The sequence below is a fragment of the Stenotrophomonas maltophilia group sp. msm1 genome (assembly GCF_032025805.1).
GTDB lineage: Bacteria > Pseudomonadota > Gammaproteobacteria > Xanthomonadales > Xanthomonadaceae > Stenotrophomonas > Stenotrophomonas hibiscicola.
In genome coordinates, this window is the sequence record NZ_JAVSKH010000002.1 from 1,280,752 (window position 1) to 1,299,624 (window position 18,873).

Consider the following 18,873-nt stretch of genomic DNA (forward strand, 5'->3'; position numbering starts at 1 on the left):
GATCAATTGTGAGCGGAACTCAGCAATGCATCAACTTTCAACCGGCTTATCGATGTAGGGGGCGGGGCCTATCGTGGCGACCTGAGTCCCCCAAACGAGGCCATAAGCCCATGAAACGCACCACGCTGATGCTGGCGCTGCTCGCCAGCCTCTACGTTCCGGCTTCAGCCATGGGCGCTGACACACCGGCGCCAGCCCGGTCCATGGGAGCCGACAACTTCTACCGCAGCCCCACGGTCAAGGGGGAGCGCGTGAGCTTCCACAACCAGTACCAGATGGAGGTGGTGGGTACGCTTTACCGCCCTCAAGGCCTGCCCGACGGCAACCGCGCGCCCGCAGTGGTGGTTGGCCACCCGATGGGCGCAGTGAAGGAGCAGAGTTCCCAGCTCTACGCGCAGAAGCTGGCCGAGCAGGGCTTCGTTACGCTGGCGATCGACCTTTCCTTCTGGGGCGAGAGTGGCGGCGCACCGCGACACCTGGTAGCGCCGGAAATCTATTCGGACGACATCAGTGCGGCCGTGGATTTCCTGAACACGCAGTCCTTTGTCGATCCGGACCGCATCGGCGGCCTGGGCATCTGTGGCAGCGGCAGCTTTGTGATCAGCGCCGCCAAGATCGACCCACGCATCAAGGCCATCGCCACGGTCAGCATGTACGACATGGGTGCGGCGGCACGGCAGGGGCTGAACAGTGACCAGTCGCTGGAGCAGCGCAAGGCGGTGATCCAGTCCGCGGCAGATCAGCGTCTGGCCGAATTCAAGGGCGGGGCGCCGGTGTTCGTGCCTGGCACCGTGAACCACCTCGATGCTGACACGCCCGCCATCCAGCGTGAGTTCTTCGACTTCTACCGCACCCCGCGCGGCGCCTATACACCAAAAGGCGACAAGGCCGAACTGACAACGCAGCCGCTCTTCAGCAGCCTGGTCAAATTCATGAATTTCTATCCTTTCAACGACATTGAGACGATCTCGCCCCGACCAATGCTCTTCGTCTCCGGCGACGTCGCGCATTCCCGCGAGTTCAGCGAAGACGCCTACCGAAGGGCAGGGCAGCCGAAGGAGATCTACTGGGTGAAGGGTGCCGGCCACGTGGATCTGTACGACCGCATCCAGCTGATTCCCTTTGACAAGCTGGCCACGTTCTTCCAGCGCGGCCTGGCCGGGAAATGAGCCGCACCGACGCCCTCGCACATCGCGCCAACTGGGGTGGCGTGCTCGCAATGACGCTGTGCGTCTTCACGTTGATCGCCTCGGAATTCATGCCGGTGAGCCTGCTCACTCCCTTGGCGGCAGATCTGGGCGTGACCGAAGGCCTTGCCGGCTACGGCATTGCCATTTCGGGTGCCTTTGCGGTGTTGACCAGCCTGTCGATCTCGCGATTGGCGGGTAGCGTGAACCGCCGAACGTTGCTGTTGACCCTCACGGCGTTGATGGCGGTGTCGGGACTGGTGGTGGCGCTGGCCCAGGACTATCCGGTCTACATGACAGGCCGTGCGCTGATCGGCGTAGTGATCGGCGGCTTCTGGTCATTGTCCACCGCAACCGCGATGCGGCTGGTACCGGAGGCCGAGGTCCCGCGAGCCTTGGCGATATTCAACAGTGGCAACGCCCTTGCAACGGTCATTGCGGCGCCACTGGGCAGCTATCTCGGCAGCATGATCGGATGGCGCGGCGCATTCCTCTGTCTTCTGCCGGTGGCAGCTGTCGCCCTGGCCTGGCAGTGGATTTGTCTGCCGTCCATGGAAGCGGAGGAGGGCCGATCACACAGCGGAGTCGTCGTGTTGCTGCGGCGACGCGTGGTGGCACTGGGCATGATGTCCTGCGCTGCGTTCTTCATGGGGCAGTTTGCCCTGTTCACCTACGTGCGGCCGTTCCTGGAGCGGGTCACGCATGCTGGGGTACCTGCCGTTCCGTGGGTTCTGCTGGCGATCGGAGTGAGTGGTTTCGTGGGCACACTTGCCATCGGGGCATTCATCAGGCGCGGACTCTACCGCACGCTTGTGATTGTTCCCGCGCTCATGGCGCTGATTGCCATCACTCTGGTTCCACTCGGACCCCACCTTTGGCCGACCGCTGCACTGCTCTCGGCGTGGGGTCTGCTGGCCACGTCCGCACCGGTCGGCTGGTGGAGCTGGCTGGCGCGCACCTTCACCGACAATGCCGAGGCCGGCGGCGGGCTGATGGTTGCGGTGGTGCAGTGCTCCATCGCGTTGGGCGCCACCCTCGGCGGACTGCTGTTCGACAGCCTTGGCTTTGCCAGTACGTTCCTGGCCAGTGCGGGCATCCTGTTGCTTGCCGCGCTGCTTGCCTACGCCACTGCGGCTGAAGAGATGCACACGTCAGCCGCGGGGATTGCCACACAGGCCTCGAAGCGATGACGCGCCTCACTTCCATAGCGGCGAAGCTGCTCGTGCTCCTTGTCGCTTTTGGGGCGGTAGCAGCTTGCTCAGCCGCGCCCGATCATCCAGCCGTCGCTGCCACCAGTACTGGGGCCAACCAGGAGATTCATCCCATGAAAATTCGACTGATCATCAATGATCAAGTGCTGTCGGCCACCCTGGAGGACAGCCTTCCTGCACGCGAGTTCATCGCTCAGTTGCCGCTGACCCTACAACTTGAAGACTACGCCGCGACTGAGAAGATTGCGCAGCTGCCGCGCAGTCTAAACGTGGAGGGTGAGCCGGAGGGAATCACGCCCGTGGCAGGTGATATGGCCTTCTATGCGCCTTGGGGAAACCTGGCGATTTTTCACAGGCCTTTTGGCTATTCAAAGGGTCTCGTAAGGCTGGGTCGCATCGAAGGCGGGCTGCAGCTCCTTCGCAAGACCGGGGCCGTAGAGGTCCGCATTGAGTCGTTCTAGAGGCTGGCTGCCCATCTTGGGGCCCAGCCTTCTTGCCAATCTGCTGGGCGCGGCGACGCTTGCTGCCGTTCCCGGTCAGATGGCTTTCGCACACGAAGGAATAGCGATGCACACCACATCAAATCAAGCCCCCACAACTGAACTGGATCCGCGCCGGAAAGCCATCATTCCGATCGGCGCCTTCGCAGCGGCCGGCGACTTGGATGGCCTTCGTCAGGCGTTGAACCAGGGCCTGGACGCGGGATTGAGTTTGGCCGAAGCGCGAGAGCTGCTGGTGCAGCTCTACGCCTATGCGGGGTTTCCTCGGAGCCTGAACGCGTTGAGCGAACTGATGAAGGTGGCGGATGCGCGTAGACAGCAGGGTATCCAGGATGACGCCGGCCGCGAGCCCCGCAAGCCGATTCCCACGGGCGATGCCTTGCTCGCTGCAGGCACGGCAAACCAGACCAGGCTGGCCGGCGCTCCTGTCTCAGGGCCTTTGTTCGATTTTGCCCCGCAAGCAAATCAATACCTCCGTACGCACCTCTTCGGCGACATCTTCGAGCGCGACAATCTTGATTGGCAAAGCCGCGAATTGGCTACGGCCAGCATGCTGGCCGCCATGCACGGGGTGGAGCCCCAATTGCAGTCCCACATTGGAATCAGCATGAACATCGGCCTGCGGCCGGAGCAGCTATACGATCTGGCCGATGTACTTGAGGAGCGCGTCAGCCTCGAGGCTGCCGAACGTGTTCGCGTGGCGATTCAACGTCAGCTTGAGGCTCGAAAAGAATGATGGTCGGGAAAATGCTCCTTCGGCTGCCTTCGAGTTTTGAGATTAGGGATGTTTACCGGGTCGGGTAGTAGAGCTGGTAGCCGAGGAAGGCCAGCAGACTCGGCCGATGATGCCGGCGCGCCTCCGACCGACTTCACAGATCTGTACCCCGCAGATGGGCATAGTGCCCTTTGGGTAGTGTGAGCGCGTCCATCCAGCCACGGGGTTTTCCCGAACGCCAGGAGGTCACTGTGCCAAGTTGTGATGAAGGAATGAAGTTGACGCGTCGCCAGGTGATCGCCGGCGGCGTCACGACCGTGGCAATGTCCGCCGCACCGGGGGCGTCATCGCTCGCCGCCGAACTGGCGACGCCCCCGCCGCCCAGGCCGCCGGTCATCAGCACGGTAGCCTTCACCGTCAACGGCAAGCGGCGGGAGCTTGAACTCGACACCCGGACCACGCTGCTCGATGCCCTGCGCGAACATCTGAAGCTGACTGGAACGAAAAAAGGCTGCGACCACGGTCAATGCGGTGCCTGTACCGTGCTGGTCAACGGTGAGCGCATCAATGCCTGCCTCAGCCTGGCGGTACAGCACCAGGGCGATGCCATCACCACCATCGAAGGCCTCGGCACCCCCGATGACCTGCATCCGATGCAGGCCGCCTTCATCAAGCATGATGGCTACCAGTGCGGGTATTGCACGCCGGGGCAGATCTGTTCGGCGGTGGCGGTCCTGGACGAGATCAAGCGGGGTGTCCCCAGCCATGTGCAGGCGGATGTCAGCGCACGGCCCCGTGCCACCAACATGGAAATGCGCGAACGCATGAGCGGCAACCTCTGCCGCTGCGGTGCCTATTCCAACATTGCCGAAGCGATGGAAGAGGTCGCTGGCGTAACCTCTGCAGGGAGGCGCTCATGAGGGCCTTCAGTTACGAACGCGCCAAATCCCCGGCCGAGGCCGCCAAGGCCGTCGCCGGTACCGAGGGCGCGAAGTTCCTGGCCGGAGGGACCAATCTGCTCGACCTGATGAAGCTGGAGGTCGAGACGCCAGCGCACCTGGTCGATGTGCAGGACATCGGCCTGGACAGGATCGAACCCACCGACGAGGGCGGCCTGCGCATCGGCACGCTGGTCACCAATACCGCACTGGCCTCGCATGAGCGCGTGCGCCGCAACTACGCGGTGCTGACCCGCGCGATCGTGGCAGGCGCCTCCGGGCAGTTGCGCAACAAAGCCACCACCGGCGGCAACCTGCTGCAGCGCACACGCTGCCCGTATTTCTACGACCCCAATCTGCCCTGCAACAAGCGCCTGCCCGGATCCGGCTGCGGCGCACTCGAGGGGTTCTCCCGGCAGATGGGCGTGATCGGCACCTCGGACAGCTGCATCGCGACCTATCCGGGCGACATGGCGGTGGCCCTGCGGGTGCTGGACGCCTCGATCCAGACCGTCAGGGGTGACGGCAGTACGCGCAGCATCCCGATTGCCGATTTCCATCGTTCCCCCGGCGACAAGCCGCAGCAGGACAACGTGCTGCAGCGCGGTGAGCTGATCACCCACGTCACGCTGCCACAACCCCTGGGCGGTCGGCACGTGTACCACAAGGTACGTGACCGCGCGTCCTACGCGTTCGCACTGGTGTCGGTCGCCGCGGTCGTGCAGCGTGACGGCTCGGCGCGGTTCGCCTTCGGCGGGGTCGCGCCGAAACCGTGGCGCGTCGAGGCAGCCGAACCGCTGCTGCGCGACGGCGTAAAGGCCGCGACCCGGCAGGTGTTCGCCGGTGCCCGCCCGACGCGGGAGAACGCGTTCAAGATCGCGCTCGCCAAGCGCACTCTCGCAGCCGTGCTGGTGGAAGGAGAGCGCTGATGCCCCTTGAATTCAACGCCCCCGCCGGCGACAACCTGTTTGACAAGGCCAAGGTGGTCGGCAAGTCGACGCCGCGCATCGACGGCCCACGCAAGACCACCGGTACCGCCCCCTATGCCTACGAGCGCCATGACGTGGCGCCGAACCAGGCCTACGGCTACATCGTCGGTGCGGGCATCGGCAAGGGGCGCATCATTTCGATGGATGCCTCCCGCGCACGCGCCGCCCCCGGCGTACTGGCTGTCATCACCGCACCGGAAACCAAGCCGGTCGGCAAATCGAACTGGAACAATGCGCCGCTGTTCGGCGGACCCGAAGTTGCCCACTACCACCAGGCCATCGCCTGCGTGGTGGCAGAGACCTTCGAGCAGGCCCGCGCCGCCGCGGCGCTGATCCGCACCCGCTACGAGCGCGGCAAGGGCCGCTTCGATTTCCCAGCCTTGGCGCCGTCCGCGCCGCTGGCAAAGGGGCGCGGTGGCAAGCCCGACCGGCAGACGCTCGGCGATTTCGACACCGCTTACGCGAGCGCGGCGGTCAAGCTCGACGAGACCTACCACACCTCCGACGAAAGTCATTCGATGATGGAGCCGCACGCCACCATCGCCGCCTGGGAGGGTGACACGCTCACGCTGTGGACGGCGAACCAGATGATCGACTGGGCCAGGCAGGGCATGGCGGCGATCCTCGGCATCGATCCTGCCAAGGTGCGTGTGGACTCGCCCTATATCGGCGGCGGCTTCGGCGGCAAGCTGTTCATCCGTGCCGACGCGGTGCTGGCCGCGCTGGCGGCCAAGCAGGTCGGGCGGCCGGTGAAGATCGCGCTGCAGCGCCCGTTGATGCCCAACAACACCACGCACCGGCACGCCACCCTCCAGCGCGTGCGGATCGGCTGCGGAAAGGACGGCCGGATCTCCGCCATCGCCCACGAGAACTGGTCGGGCAACATCAACGGCGAGGATGGCGAGAACGGCACCCTGCAGACGCCCAAGCTCTATGCAGGCGCCAACCGCCTGGTGGCCAACTACATCGCCACACTCGACATGCCCGAAGGCAATGCGATGCGCGCACCGGGCGAAGCACCGGGCCACATGGCGCTGGAAGTGGCGATGGACGAAATGGCCGAGAAGCTGGGCCTCGACCCGATCGCGTTTCGCATCCTCAACGAGCCCGAGGTGGTACCCGGCGATCCGTCCAAGAAGTTCTCCGACCGCAACCTGGTGCGCTGCCTGCGCGAAGGCGCGGAGCGCTTCAACTGGAACAAGCGCAACCCCAGGCCGGCGCAGGTCAGGGAAGGGGACTGGCTGGTCGGCATGGGCGTGTCTGCGGGCTATCGCGGCGCACCGACGATGAAGTCGGCGGCGCGGGTCCGGCTTGACGGCCAGGGCGGGGTTATTGTCGAGACCGACATGACCGACATCGGCACCGGCTCCTACACGATCATCGCGCAGACGGCAGCCGAGACCATGGGCGTGCCGCTGGACCGGGTCCAGGTGACCCTCGGTGACTCCCGTCATCCCGCCTCCGCCGGTTCCGGCGGCCAGTGGGGCGCGGCAAGCTCGACCGCGGGCGTGTACGCGGCGTGCGTCAGCCTGCGCCGCAAGGTGGGCGAGAAACTGGGCTTCGACGGCGACACCGCAGACTTCGCCAATGGCCGCATCCAGGCGGGTGGGCGGACGATCAAGCTGGCGGAGGCGGGGACACTGTCGGCGGAGGACGGCATTGCCTTCGGCGAATTCAAGCAAGGCTACGACGTCGGCACCTATGCAGGGCACTTCTGCGAGGTTGCCGTGCATGCCTACACTGGAGAGACGCGCATCCGCCGCATGCTTGCCGTATGCGATGGCGGCCGGATTCTCAATCCGCTGTCCGCACGCAGCCAGGTCATCGGCGGGATGGTGATGGGTGCGGGCGCGACCCTGATGGAGGAGCTGGTGGTCGACAAACGGCTGGGCTTGTTCATCAACCATGACCTGGCCGGCTACGAGGTTCCCGTGCACGCCGACATTCCGTACCAGGAAGTGGTCTTCCTCGACACGCTGGATCCGGTGATCTCGCCGATGAAGGCCAAGGGTGTGGGTGAACTGGGCATCTGCGGGGTCGGCGCCGCGATCGCCAATGCGGTCTACAACGCAACCGGCGTGCGCGTGCGCAACTATCCCATTACCCTGGACAAGCTGCTGCCCGGCTTGCCCGACGTGGGCTGACCCTTGCGCATGGACCGACCCGCAGCCTCGCCCACTCTGGAGGCCTCCTCCGCAGGCGGAGGGGAGCCCGGCGATCTTGCCGGGGACCTGTCCGCAGCGCCGGGCTTCCTCGCCGAAGGCAGCCCGCGCGGCGTACTCGAGACGGCCTTGACGCGCGTGCGCGCGGGGGAGCACGCCGTGCTTGCGCTGGTGCTGGAAACCGATGGCTCCACTTACGCCGGTGCCGGCGACATGGTGCTGTTCTGCAACGGCGGCCAGGTCGGCTGGCTCAGCGGCGGATGCCTGGAGCCCGAGCTCGCGCGACGCGCGGAGCAGGTGAGCGCGGCAGGGCGGGTCGACTGGATCGAGATCGACACCCGCAGTGACGACGACCTGTTGAGCGGGTCCGCGCTCGGCTGCCGCGGCCGGCTGCGGATTGCGCTCCTGCCATTGCGTGCCATGGCCGGCATCGACGCCGTCATCGAGGCTTGGTTGCGCGAAGGTGTGTCACTCCAGCGCGACCTTCGTACGTCGGGGCAGGTCGTTTTCCGCGCCGGCCATCGCGAGCAGGCATGGCAGCTGCATCCGATGGACGGGGCGCAATCCTTTGGCGAGGGCGCATGGCATTTGCCGTTGCCCCGGCTTCCGCGGGCCCTGGTGTTGGGGGGCGGTCCCGAAACGCCCTTGCTGGTTCCGTTGCTGAGGGGCCTGGGGTGGCGGGTGAGCGTGGCCGAACGGCGAGCGCGCTGGGCCACAGCCGGGCAGTGCGCAGATGCGCATCTTCAGACCAGCCTGGCCGAGGCCCTTCATGGCGACCCGTGCGACGCGGTACTGGTGATGCATCACGATTTCGAACTGGACCGGGAGGCGCTGGTGGCCCTGGCTGATACCAAAGTTGCGTTCATTGGACTGCTGGGTCCGCGGCGAAGGCGCGAGGACCTGTTCAAGCTGCTGACACCGGATCAGCGCCACCGCCTTTCCCCGAGACTTCGATCACCTGTCGGCCTGGACATCGGCGGCCGAGGGCCAGAGGCGATTTCGCTCAGCATCGCCGCGCAGCTGCAGCAATGGCGAAGCGCGCACGGCAGGTGACCGACGCGCATGCGGTCGTCGTGCTGGCTGCCGGCGGGAGCACCCGACTTGGCCAGCCCAAACAGCTTCTGACCCGGCAGGGCGAGACCCTGGTACGTCGCGTGGTGCGGTTGGCCTTGGAGTTCGCGCCATCGCAGGTCTTGGTCGTGGTGGGCGCGAACGCACAGGCCGTGACATCCAGCATTGCCGGGCTGGATGCCACTCCGGTAACCAACCACCACTGGGAACGCGGCCTGGCGAGCAGCCTGCAGGTTGCCGGCGCGCACCTGCTGCCTACGGTGACCGCGGTGATGGTCGTGGCATGCGACCAGCCCGCGATCGAGCGCTCCCATCTGCAGGCGCTGCTTTCGGGTGCCCGCGCCTCGGCGTCAGGGTGCGGGGGTACCCGTCATGGAGACGCGCTTGGCATTCCTGCAGTAGTGCCGCGCGCATGGTTCAATCACGTGGGTGCAAGCGGTGACCGCGGCTTCGGAGCGCGCTTGAGGCAGCTTCCCAGCGATACCGTGCATGCCCTTCAAGCGCCGGAACTGGGCCTGGATATCGATACGCCAGAAGATCTTGTGCGTGCGCGCGATGCGGGCTGGATCGATGCCGGGAGGTGACTTACATGATCACTGGGCCAATGCCTGTCGCGCAGGTGACGAGCGGCAGGGCTGGAGCCCGAACCCTTGCTGCCCGCAGCCCTGTAGAGTCGAGCCATGCTCGACTACGGCACGCCACATCGCGCCCCATCAGGCACATCACCAGCAAGACTCTGCAGCACCCGATCCAACAGAACAGGTTCCGGCACGCCAGCCAGCACCTGCTCCAGGTAATCCAACTGCTCCAACTGCCATTGGAGGAGCGCCTGCAACCGCACAACGGCGGGCGCCCGCTGCTCCGCGTCCAGTGAGGTCCACAACAGCAGATGTTGCGGGCGCCTCTCCAGCAAGAGCACCGGAACGCCGTTGCAGCGGATCTGGAAAGCGACATCCCGTTGCCGTTCAACGAACTGGAAGCCCTGTCGTGGCCGAGCCTCCACGAACTGCACGGCTTGGCGGCGCAGTTGTGAGAATCGATCATCGTTGATGCTTTGGAATGCGGCAGGCGAGGGCACCGGCGGCGCCGGCCACTGCGTCTGTGCCGCAATCACCACCAAAAGACAGAGCGCGGTGGCCGCCCAGCGCCACCAGGCCACTCAGCCCTCCGGATGCAGTCGGGTACTGACGTGTGCGGTAAGGCCGATTCCGGCCATGATCAGCCCCTCCATTACGCGCGGGCCAACGTACTGCTCCAGCTCGCCGTTCTCGCGGGCACGCTGTGCGGCCAGCAGGATCTCCAGCACTACCCGAAGACCCGCCAGCGAGCAGTCGGTGTCCGCCAGGGCGATGCGTCGGCCTGGCATCTGATGGCGTTCTGCCCACGGCTGGCCATCGGAGGCGACGCCTGAGCCGATGCTGTGCAGCAGGGCGATGAGGGTGTTCGGGTCCAGCGCAGGGCCATTCGCTGGCGCGTCGTGGATCGGGTGCGGGGCAGGGGAGTGGGGCTGGGTCATGGTGGGGCTCCTTGCGTGCAGGCAGAAGCCGCCACCGATAAAGGTGGCGGACGATGCGTGGTTCGAAACCCCGTGTGTGGATGACCGGGCAGGCGCAAGGCCTCCACGCACCGCCCGCCATAGCCGACTGACGGATTGCCAGCCGGCACCGCGCGAAGCAGTGCCGGCTGGCAAGTGCGAGCAACATCCACACAACCGGGGTTTCGAATCCCGACCACCGATGCACGGTGGCAGGGCAAGGAATACGCGGACCTATGCGTGATGCCAATGCAGTAGGGCTGATGACGTCACTACTTTCAACATTTTCAGAATCGTTGCATATGGCTCAATGAGGCCGGAGCGTTGCGCTGCAATGCTATCGACCATGTCGGCGGTGCAGCTCTGCGCGCTGTCGGCATCCGCCCGGCGGGGCTGTGTGCAAGGCACATGCGACAGGCCTGTCCAGCAATGCGCTACCAATTGCGCGTGACGCGTCACGTTAATAGGTGAAATCTGCGAAGCAAAGCGCTGCGTGTCACCATGTGGCGGGGCGGATCATCAGCACAATGCCCCTTGGTACCTCATGGACACATCGGCCCAAGAAGGTTTTCATGTCTGGCATGACTGACGGGCAGCAACTACGCAACGCGCAATGGGGCAAGGTGTCGCGCCTGTTCAAGCCTGCGTTGATCATTAGCGCGGCGCTGGCGGCAAGCGCAGAAACGCTCTATCGCACAGGGGTATACCCGCGAGCCATCTTCGAGGCGGGCAGCGCTGATGCTCGAACCTGGTTGTATGTGGCATTGATGTACCTGATCGCCTTTCCAGTATTGTTTCTTTGGATGAGGCGACTGCTCGCAGGCTACCCCATGCCATGGAACCCGCCACTCAAGCGCTGGTTGCTGGGCGCGTTCTCCCTGATCCTCTGCAGCGGAATGATCATGCTGCCGGTCATCGTGCTGACTGTTGGAGGCAGCGCTGCAAGTCGCGGCAAAGAGCTGTATCAGCTGTTAACCGGCAGCCTCTTCGGCACATTCCTTGTGGGAACGGTGCTCGCCTACGGAGCGGCCCTGGGTGCATGGCTGCTGTTTATCGGAACCCCCAAGCTGCTCTTCCCCAAGCTGGGCTCGCGCTAGGCCGGCTGCGATAGTTTCCTGGAAGTCCCGATTTTCGAGCCTGCCACCTGCTGCCAGGCGTCAGTAGCCCTTCAACGCTGACTTGGTCCGTTCCAGCCAGGCGGCATTGTGGCTGCGCGCGTGGCGCGACCAGTGCTGGGCATCGTCGATGATGCTGGCGAACAAGGTGCGGGCCTGCTCGCGATCGTCGGGTTGCGGCTGCGCCATCAGCCATTCGGCGTAGAGGCAGCGGGCGGCCGCGTCGTTTCCGCATTCCACGGCGCGCTCGAATGCGGCGCGGGCTCCGGGTGCTTGCGCGGTTGCCAATGCCTGCGCGTACAGCAAGGTCTGTTCCGGTTTGCGGCGCACGTCCGGGTGGCGTGCGAAGAGGTCGTCCAGCGTCTCCACCGCAAGCGCAGCGTGCCCGGACTCGAGGCGGGCACGGGCAAGGCCGGTCAGGATGTAGGGATCGTCGCCCAGCGGCGAGCTGGCTGCCTGTTCAAGCAGGGTCCTGGCTTCCTCGGCCTGGCCGGCATCCAGCAGCGTCATGCCCAGGCGAATCCGGTTCTGCACGGTGGGCGTGCGGGCCAGTTCGGCGCGGGCGTTGCGCAGGTCCTGGCCCGGGTCCATGAGCTGCTTGGCGGAACGGACGACCTGCCGGGCGCCGCGCGAGTGACGGACTTCCGGAAAGTAGATCGCCAGGAAGTAGACGACGCTGCCGAGCAGCGGGAACGAGAAGAGCAGGATGAGCCAGTAGAGGCTCTGGCCCGAGCGTGGCTGCGATCTTGTCCAGGTCTGTGCAGGTGGTGAGGACGAGCGGTTGGTTGATTGCATGGGCATTTTAGCCTCCGAAGTTCTCGCTCTCGGCAATCGCATCTCCACTGTGCAAGGCGGGTCCCCACGCAAATCGCGCAACGCATTCGCTGCGACCAGCCCGCCAAGCAACTAGCGTAGCTACTAGCGCCGCTTCTTGAAAACGATGAGCCGTCCCTTCTTCTGGCTCCAGGTACTAACGATTCCTCGAATCTTGAGGTGCGTAAGCAGAGCAACATGAGCCGGATCATCCGGCACGCTAGGATTGTCTCGACCTAGCTTGGACAATTTCCGGTAAGGATCACGCATGCCAACAAGTATCGCCTTCAGCTGATCATCCGCGATGCTATCCAAGTGATCCCCAAGCAAGCGCACCATTAGGGCCGGAGACACTCCAGCCTGGGCGAACTTGATTATTAGCTCTAAAGGAAGTTGCCAGCCGTCTGTTGCAGCATACCGAGCAATCTCGACCATTGTCGGCAGGCCCACTCCCTCAGCATACATAACAGAATTTTCCATGACCGCATGCTTTACAGTCACGTCAATCAAGGCGCTCGCCATCAGCTTCGCAAGGTCAGGCCCAACCAAGGCCGGGCTCATGTACTGCACAAAGCCACTCGACACCGATATGACTCGCTCTCGCGTGTCCCAAGAAGAGCCTCTCAGATGCTCATACGTCGCAGCCTCGTCCTTGATAATCTTGTTCTTTATAAGGAGTGGGAACAGATCCCCATCCTCAACCGGCACATCTTCTGCGGCGAATACTACGTCAAGCTTCCGCACGATCAAGACGCGCAGCTTGGGGGCTAGCGTCGCTTTGGCCTGAAGCACTGCCATGGCCACCTCGGACTTCTGCTTCGATTCCGAATCGCCATCCACTCTGATGCAGCGCTCGCGCTTCAGCACCGCAGCCAAAGCCTCGTCAACCTTTCCGTAGTGATCAAGATATGCAATAACATTACCAAGGGACGCCGGAAATCTTCGTTGAGCTGCCAATACAGGGTACACGGCAGGTGGTGCATTGCTTAGGTCATCTACAACACACTCGGCAGAAGAGTGCTCCACGAGCCTGGCAATCAGTGGCAATGGCCGCTGACGGACATCATGGAGGATCTGAGTGAATCGCTCGACAGATCGAATGGATCGCTCTTTTGACTCCAGCAACTGGACATAGACTGGTAGATTAGCGACGAGATAGTTGTACACATAGATGCGCTTGTTGAACAGAACATCCAATGCGATATCTAAATCTCCGTCATTGATGTGCGCAAGGTTATCTCGGCTGATGACATAGAGGTTGCGGGACGCAAGCTCTTGCACTAGCACGCGTGGTAGCGGGGTCAGATCAACAGGCTTCAATTGAGCTTTTGCGAAAACCCATGCGACCTTCGCGGCAACATCCTTAATTTGTACCTTATCGCTCAAGAGATCGGGGAGCTTGGAGTAGTTCTCAGCGAGATACTGGCGGACGGGCAGATCAGTCTTGTAGTCAACGTCAGTCTTCAACGAAACCAGAGCAATCCCGACCAGCTCTCTCTGCAGAGTCTCGGTAATCGGGTCAAGCGCGACCAGCCATGTGAGTACGTTAGGCGTTAGAGGCGCTAACTGTCGGATGAGTTCGCCGCTGAACTCACCACCACTCACATAAGCTTTAACGAAGGCGAGCTGATTCTCTCCACCTTCAGCAACGGACTCGATCATAACCTTGGCGAGGCTTGCGCGAGCCTTGTCACGCAGGAGGTAATCAAGAAGCCGTATGTTGTAAAGCGCGGAATCGGCCAAGGAGCCTACGCCGACTTCGAGGATGACAGCATTCGCGTCCTCTTCCTCCAGCTGGAAATTGATATCCGCTTCTGCTCTCTGAAAATGATGAACAACGAAGTTCATCGCGGCGGATGTGGTACGGGTTCCGTGGAAGATTGCCGTGCAGAGCGCGAAGTTGCGATTGATGTGACCCGCACGCACCAACTCAAAGGCCAGCCTAGAGGGGAGCACCTTGCGCGCCAACTCGCGCAGGTCACCGACACCGAGGTGCGGCCATAGATCGCGGCGCGCCATCAGCTCATGAATATCCGCGCGCCGAAGGAATGCCGCAATGTCCCTCAGTGCGGACAGGGATGCCACAATGGCATCGCGATCGCTTTTGTCCCACTCGTCTTTAGAGAAGGGGCCGATAGCTGCCTTAAGGTCTTCACGTTGAAAAGATAAAGTGGCAACGTGACCTTGACGGAAATACAACTGCGCCTGGATCAAAGTGTCGTCTGTAGCTTCGATGAAATCGCGCCAGAACGAAGCGCTTTGGACGTCCTCGTCCGAAACAGAGCTCCCACCTCTAAGCAGCAAAATGCGATCGAAGGCGTCCCCGCTCGCCTTGGCAACCTGCTGGACAAACACAGAGAGCTTCGTTCCCAAGACTTTGCTCCGCTGCTCAATCCCATCGATGGTGGAGAGGCGCTCAGACAGGTTCGCCGATTCAATCGCTACCGACCGCAACCCATCGCCGGACAGTCTTCGTCCAACCCTGTAGAGCGCATCAAGGCGACTTGCTCCAAGACGGATGGCTTCGAAGTCAGACAGGTGCGTGCTCTTATAGAGCATCATTGCAAACAGCTCGCTGTCAGAAATAAGAAGGCGCTTTCCGTCCCCTGATCGAATCCGCTCGCGGAACAAGATGAATTCGTTGCGAACGTTCTTGAGCAGGCGCATGTCTGGTACGTAGCGACTGACTAGATCGATCAGCTCATGGCTGATTTTAAAGTCGCTGGCACCGAAGAGCCGGATAGCAACGTTCTTGGCGTTGTAATGAGTTATGAACGGAACAACAGGAATGACCAAGTCAAAGAACTTCGTCCTATTCGCACGACTGCTCTCCAAGTGCGACTCTACGGCATCATCATCATCCAATCCAATAAGTCCGCTGACCTCCTGCCTCCAGTGCGTCGGAGGCTTCTGTTCAGCGGGCGGGTCCTTATCGGAATTTGCGCCGACGGTAGAATGCGTCGCCTTGACGAGCTCCGCCTCGGCATCCGCGCCCAGCTTCTCAAAGATGCTGTCCTTCATTGCATAGATGAAGCGCACTGGGCTGTTGCGGCGCGCATTGAGCAAGGTGTTCAGTGCTCTCAATGTCTCAAAGATGTGCGTATCGTCGAACCGATCGATGTCCTCAAAGACAACGATATTCCTCCCGGACACATCGAAGAAATAGAAGATCTCGTCAAGGTACTGATCGAAGTAAGTCGGATTGTGCTTATCCAATGTGACGGTTGCCTGTCCCGCCGAAAGCTGCTTTACCGTCAACCTACCGTAGGTAAGCAACCTCAGTGAAAATGCGAGAACTGCCGTTGCAGCGAACACATTGACATGGGCCCATTGGGACGAGCCACTCCAGCTGAGTGCGTCGGCAAGCTTGCCCGACCACCCCATAATCACAAATACAACTGAGACCGCGACAGCTATCAGGCACGCGGCAGCGACCTCCTAGGACGTGTCGAAGTGCTCGATTCGATTGAATCTGGACGCAGGCGTCTTCCGCGGATCTTCCCGATAGAGAAGCTGTTTGACGATCTCGCGCTGAATTCGATTGGTAACACTATTGGATGCATCTGCAGGGTCCAGTCCTGGAGCCTCAGGCGAAAGTGCTGAAAGGGAGATCTCTACGACCTTGCCAGGCGCTTGCTGCACTATGCGTTTGAGAATACTGCTCTTGCCGACACCATAGTTTCCAGAAAGGGCAATGTTGCGCACGCTCGAGTTGCCGAGCGCGTGCTGTATCTCTCTGAAGTACACCCCGTGGTCAGCCTCTTGGTATTCCGGGGTAAGAGGCAACAATCCCAAGGGAGGAGGCTCCCCCGAATACTCCCGCCCCCCCCCGTCTATAGTGGCTTCTACGGATACAGCATCTGAACCAGGGGAGGGGAGTGACGCATTCTGTGATCCCTCCTCAGGCGAGTTTTGGCTATTCATGACTTCCTGTCCAAGTGCCTCATGCGATAGACCAAGCGTAACGCAGGCCGGTGCATGGAAACAGCGCCCCCCTTGGGGGAGCGGCCTTTGCCGCATTAGCGATCTTCAACAGCCATCGCTCCATCAGGTTCCCGGACCATGTCCAGCGCGCCATCACCCAGCCGGGCAATGCTCTCAACGGCCGCTTCTGGCAGGGCCACACTGCTGCGACTTTCGAGCTTCTGATTTTCACAATGGGATACCATGCCCCGAACCTTCGGGGCGGCGAAATGGAAATCCGATCAGGCCTAGTTCTGGCACTACTGCTACTGTGGGCACCTGCGCATGCGCAACAACTACGCTCGGCCACCGGCCCGCAGCCACTGCCCAGGTACACGCCGCCAACACCGAAGGCGAGCAATCTTGGCGCTGAGCCGCTGAAATGCGAGCAACACGTTGATCCGCGCATCCGGCTCTATTGCGCGGAAATTGAGCGATCCCTGATACAGGGCGAGGCGCGTCGCCAAGGGTTACCAACGCCATCGAGCGAGATTGTTCGCATGCCAGCATACGGGAGCGCCGAGGCAAAGCAGCTGGGCGCTGCCTGTATGGGGGGCACCGCAATGCGCCGCCTAAACAACGGCTGGGAACAGTTGCGGAACGCCAAGGGCGAGTGGCTGAGGTGCAGATCCAATGACTAATGAGTTTGAATACTCAAAAATGCAAATCGCTGATGCCCATTTCGACGCTGCGTGCAAGGTGTTCCTGTCCAATGGGCATCCAGCCGTAATCGTGACGCTCGCGGGGGTGGCTGAAGAGATTTACGGCGCTCTGATTAGCTACACTCTTGGATGGACACCAGAACAGCAGCCGAGAGCGATCGATACGCTGGTGGATTGGGCCACCACGCCAGAAGACGATGGCGGGCTCGGCTTAGAGCGGAAGGCAGCCTGGCAGTTGCTGTATGCCACCAAAAATGCTGTCAAGCATGCAAGGGATCCTGCCGAATTGACCAAGGTTGACCCCGCAGCGATGGCGTACATATTGATCGCCGCGATGATCAATCGAATTAGACTTGGCGCGCTTCCTGAAGGATCGATGCAAGAGGCTGCTCGATTGCTTATGGACATCTGGCACCAGCGACCGGACTGGGTGGAAGCTGAAGCGGAGAAGTGGAAGCGTCCCGGGGTGTAGGGGCAGCGCCCTACGGAAGCGCCTCACACGCGCTGGCGAGGCCTCGGCCCCGGTATCGGCAGGGCTGATGATGGTGGCTCGGCGTCAGGGCCAGCCATCGCCACCGCCGACCGCTGTTTGCGCCGGCTCACCACGTCCCGCAGATTGACGACAGTGGCAGGATGATGGCGAATGCCGGCAGCGCGATTGAGGGCATTTCTAGAACTGTCGATCGACGGCGCAGAACGCGCAGCTTCCATCATCCGGCGCCATTCCTGCGCTTGGCAGGCGGTGAGCGACAGCCAGGCCAGATCTTCGGGAAGCAGCTCGCGGCCTTCGGGTGTGATCAGGCGATCACCGAGGAAAGAAAAACCGGCCCAAGGGCCGGTCAAGTCGATACGGTGGTGCGGGTCAAACTCAATCATGCCGCGATCTCATCCTTGGCCGGGGACTGAGGACGCAGGCAAGAGCCGAGCCAGAGGCCCAGCCATTGCCACGCCGAGGACACGAACGCGGCCACAGCCCCGATACAGCATTTCGCAATCTTGGTAGGTATGTTTAGTGTTGCATCAGTAACGGACTAAATTTAAAAGCGTTTTTGCCGATATAGCACATTAATCTGTTGCGCCTTTTGCATCGAGCCTTGTGTTGCGCGACTCAGGCTCCTAAGCGCAACAGGCCAACTCGTGGTCCGCAACACCCAGAACAGTCGCTGCAAGGCTTCTGACTAGTGGCCAGTCCCCCTCGCCGCTTGTCCCCTCTTTGAGCTTCAAAGCTTGCGGCTTCATGGGTCAACGCATTTTTTTATCGGTGGGGCTGAAAGAGGTCGCCATTACCGTCTCCATGAACCAGCTCGACGTGGAGACCTTGCCTCCCGACAATGATCGAAAGCTGCGGTCGCTTGTCTTTTCTCCCCGTAGCCAGTCGGCGCCATTCCGAGCGGTCCAATCCGGACGGGGTCGGGTAGTCCTCCGGGTGGGTGTGCCATTCGCCCAGATATCGTACCGTGCCACGTGAGGCGCGCCAGCGATCAAGGGCAAGCTTGGAATGACCGAATGGGGAGCGGTGAAAAAAGGTGCGCAGCCTGAGGTCCCAGATAGTTGGGGCTGTGGCCTGTTCAATGATCAGATGCTCGCCATGAACTGTCCCAAGAAGTAGCCCGCCTGACTCGGGAGCTTGATCGCCGTCTTGCACGTAGCGGGCAAACACATCCAAAGTGGCCGGCGAGAGATGAATGAGCTCGCCCAAGCCCGCCAGGTCATCGCCGACTGGCGACGCGACTACAACCAGGTGCGACCACACAGCAGCTGCGGTCGAATCCCGCCTGCCCAGTTCGCTGCCAACCACCGAGCACAACAAGCCGACAACGCAGTAACCTTCAACCCCGGGCTTTATCAGTAATCACTGGTATGGCCAGTGGGGGCAGGTCAAAGCTGAAGTCTGATCCGGATGGCCCAGATATCTTTCAGCTTGAGCGGAGCCTTCTGTCCGATCAGCTTTCCCTTGTTCCAAGGCTCGTGGGGCTGAGATGTGTGAAGAATTGCCATGACCTACTCCTGATG

Annotated in this window: 16 protein-coding genes and 2 pseudogenes; 12 read left to right on the top strand and 6 right to left on the bottom strand. The window is 62.1% G+C overall.

The window, feature by feature from the left end:
• Positions 1–110 precede the first annotated feature (110 nt).
• From ROV95_RS13570 to ROV95_RS13610, 9 genes are all read left to right on the top strand, one after another.
• Positions 111–1,169, top strand: a complete 1,059-nt coding sequence (locus tag ROV95_RS13570; protein ID WP_312545142.1) for an alpha/beta hydrolase — start codon at positions 111–113, stop codon at positions 1,167–1,169.
• The gene (locus ROV95_RS13575; RefSeq protein WP_312544856.1) at positions 1,166–2,377 is read left to right on the top strand and encodes an MFS transporter; all 1,212 of its coding nucleotides are present in this window, start codon (positions 1,166–1,168) and stop codon (positions 2,375–2,377) included. The genes ROV95_RS13570 and ROV95_RS13575 overlap by 4 nt, the downstream gene beginning before the upstream one ends.
• 134 nt (positions 2,378–2,511) lie before the next feature.
• Complete coding sequence (locus tag ROV95_RS13580; protein WP_058983026.1) at positions 2,512–2,859, top strand: cyclophilin-like fold protein; 348 nt, start codon at positions 2,512–2,514, stop codon at positions 2,857–2,859.
• A 106-nt stretch (positions 2,860–2,965) separates the two neighbouring features.
• Positions 2,966–3,634, top strand: coding sequence for a carboxymuconolactone decarboxylase family protein (locus ROV95_RS13585; RefSeq protein ID WP_312544858.1), 669 nt, complete (start codon positions 2,966–2,968; stop codon positions 3,632–3,634).
• 251 nt (positions 3,635–3,885) lie between these two features.
• Entirely contained in the window at positions 3,886–4,533 is a 648-nt protein-coding gene (gene paoA, locus ROV95_RS13590; protein WP_114618397.1) for an aldehyde dehydrogenase iron-sulfur subunit PaoA, read from the top strand.
• Entirely contained in the window at positions 4,530–5,480 is a 951-nt protein-coding gene (locus ROV95_RS13595; RefSeq protein WP_312544860.1) for a xanthine dehydrogenase family protein subunit M, read from the top strand. Before paoA ends, ROV95_RS13595 begins: the two co-directional genes overlap by 4 nt.
• Positions 5,480–7,684, top strand: coding sequence for an aldehyde oxidoreductase molybdenum-binding subunit PaoC (gene paoC, locus ROV95_RS13600; RefSeq protein WP_312544861.1), 2,205 nt, complete (start codon positions 5,480–5,482; stop codon positions 7,682–7,684). The genes ROV95_RS13595 and paoC overlap by 1 nt, the downstream gene beginning before the upstream one ends.
• 9 nt (positions 7,685–7,693) lie before the next feature.
• Positions 7,694–8,755: an XdhC family protein gene (locus ROV95_RS13605; protein WP_312544862.1), complete on the top strand. Its 1,062-nt coding sequence runs from the start codon at positions 7,694–7,696 to the stop codon at positions 8,753–8,755.
• Positions 8,731–9,357, top strand: a complete 627-nt coding sequence (locus ROV95_RS13610) for a nucleotidyltransferase family protein (protein WP_312544865.1) — start codon at positions 8,731–8,733, stop codon at positions 9,355–9,357. Before ROV95_RS13605 ends, ROV95_RS13610 begins: the two co-directional genes overlap by 25 nt.
• Before the next feature lie 104 nt (positions 9,358–9,461).
• On the opposite strand, the gene ROV95_RS13615 is transcribed toward ROV95_RS13610, so the two are convergent.
• Both ROV95_RS13615 and ROV95_RS13620 read right to left on the bottom strand, forming a co-directional pair.
• A complete protein-coding gene (locus ROV95_RS13615) occupies positions 9,462–9,932 on the bottom strand; it encodes a hypothetical protein (protein WP_312544866.1) in 471 nt (156 codons plus the stop codon).
• Positions 9,933–10,289 (bottom strand): hypothetical protein, encoded by a 357-nt coding sequence (locus ROV95_RS13620; RefSeq protein ID WP_312544868.1) that lies wholly within the window; start codon positions 10,287–10,289, stop codon positions 9,933–9,935. It lies immediately after the preceding gene.
• Positions 10,290–10,879: 590 nt separating this feature from the next.
• Between ROV95_RS13620 and ROV95_RS13625 the strand changes: the two genes are divergently transcribed.
• The gene (locus ROV95_RS13625; protein WP_312544870.1) at positions 10,880–11,404 is read left to right on the top strand and encodes a transporter; all 525 of its coding nucleotides are present in this window, start codon (positions 10,880–10,882) and stop codon (positions 11,402–11,404) included.
• Between the two features lie 60 nt (positions 11,405–11,464).
• Here ROV95_RS13625 and ROV95_RS13630 read toward each other — a convergent pair whose 3' ends face one another.
• Both ROV95_RS13630 and ROV95_RS13635 read right to left on the bottom strand, forming a co-directional pair.
• Entirely contained in the window at positions 11,465–12,217 is a 753-nt protein-coding gene (locus ROV95_RS13630) for a tetratricopeptide repeat protein (protein ID WP_312544871.1), read from the bottom strand.
• A 123-nt stretch (positions 12,218–12,340) separates the two neighbouring features.
• A pseudogene (locus tag ROV95_RS13635) lies at positions 12,341–16,255 on the bottom strand (hypothetical protein).
• Between the two features lie 576 nt (positions 16,256–16,831).
• Here ROV95_RS13635 and ROV95_RS13645 point away from each other — a divergent pair.
• On the top strand, positions 16,832–17,332 hold the full coding sequence (locus ROV95_RS13645; RefSeq protein WP_161770960.1) for a hypothetical protein: 501 nt from the start codon (positions 16,832–16,834) through the stop codon (positions 17,330–17,332).
• Positions 17,333–17,355: 23 nt separating this feature from the next.
• Here the strand turns inward: ROV95_RS13645 and ROV95_RS13650 are convergent, their stop codons facing one another.
• Both ROV95_RS13650 and ROV95_RS13655 read right to left on the bottom strand, forming a co-directional pair.
• Entirely contained in the window at positions 17,356–17,736 is a 381-nt protein-coding gene (locus tag ROV95_RS13650; protein WP_312544878.1) for a DUF3653 domain-containing protein, read from the bottom strand.
• 379 nt (positions 17,737–18,115) lie between these two features.
• Positions 18,116–18,613: a Mov34/MPN/PAD-1 family protein gene (locus tag ROV95_RS13655; protein WP_312544880.1), complete on the bottom strand. Its 498-nt coding sequence runs from the start codon at positions 18,611–18,613 to the stop codon at positions 18,116–18,118.
• Between ROV95_RS13655 and ROV95_RS13660 the strand changes: the two are divergent.
• Positions 18,557–18,712: pseudogene (locus tag ROV95_RS13660) on the top strand (integrase core domain-containing protein); the annotation flags it as partial. The gene ROV95_RS13655 and the pseudogene ROV95_RS13660 sit on opposite strands and share 57 nt — an antisense overlap.
• Positions 18,713–18,873 lie beyond the last annotated feature (161 nt).

Excerpts from the sequence above, each read along its gene's own strand:
- ROV95_RS13570 (WP_312545142.1), top strand. The coding sequence starts at position 111 with ATGAAACGCACCACGCTGATGCTGGCGCTGCTCGCCAGCCTCTACGTT.
- ROV95_RS13575 (WP_312544856.1), top strand. The coding sequence starts at position 1,166 with ATGAGCCGCACCGACGCCCTCGCACATCGCGCCAACTGGGGTGGCGTG.
- ROV95_RS13580 (WP_058983026.1), top strand. The coding sequence starts at position 2,512 with ATGAAAATTCGACTGATCATCAATGATCAAGTGCTGTCGGCCACCCTG.
- ROV95_RS13585 (WP_312544858.1), top strand. The coding sequence starts at position 2,966 with ATGCACACCACATCAAATCAAGCCCCCACAACTGAACTGGATCCGCGC.
- paoA (WP_114618397.1), top strand. The coding sequence starts at position 3,886 with ATGAAGTTGACGCGTCGCCAGGTGATCGCCGGCGGCGTCACGACCGTG.
- ROV95_RS13595 (WP_312544860.1), top strand. The coding sequence starts at position 4,530 with ATGAGGGCCTTCAGTTACGAACGCGCCAAATCCCCGGCCGAGGCCGCC.
- paoC (WP_312544861.1), top strand. The coding sequence starts at position 5,480 with ATGCCCCTTGAATTCAACGCCCCCGCCGGCGACAACCTGTTTGACAAG.
- ROV95_RS13605 (WP_312544862.1), top strand. The coding sequence starts at position 7,694 with ATGGACCGACCCGCAGCCTCGCCCACTCTGGAGGCCTCCTCCGCAGGC.
- ROV95_RS13610 (WP_312544865.1), top strand. The coding sequence starts at position 8,731 with ATGGCGAAGCGCGCACGGCAGGTGACCGACGCGCATGCGGTCGTCGTG.
- ROV95_RS13620 (WP_312544868.1), bottom strand. The coding sequence starts at position 10,289 with ATGACCCAGCCCCACTCCCCTGCCCCGCACCCGATCCACGACGCGCCA.
- ROV95_RS13625 (WP_312544870.1), top strand. The coding sequence starts at position 10,880 with ATGTCTGGCATGACTGACGGGCAGCAACTACGCAACGCGCAATGGGGC.
- ROV95_RS13630 (WP_312544871.1), bottom strand. The coding sequence starts at position 12,217 with ATGCAATCAACCAACCGCTCGTCCTCACCACCTGCACAGACCTGGACA.
- ROV95_RS13645 (WP_161770960.1), top strand. The coding sequence starts at position 16,832 with ATGACTAATGAGTTTGAATACTCAAAAATGCAAATCGCTGATGCCCAT.
- ROV95_RS13650 (WP_312544878.1), bottom strand. The coding sequence starts at position 17,736 with ATGATTGAGTTTGACCCGCACCACCGTATCGACTTGACCGGCCCTTGG.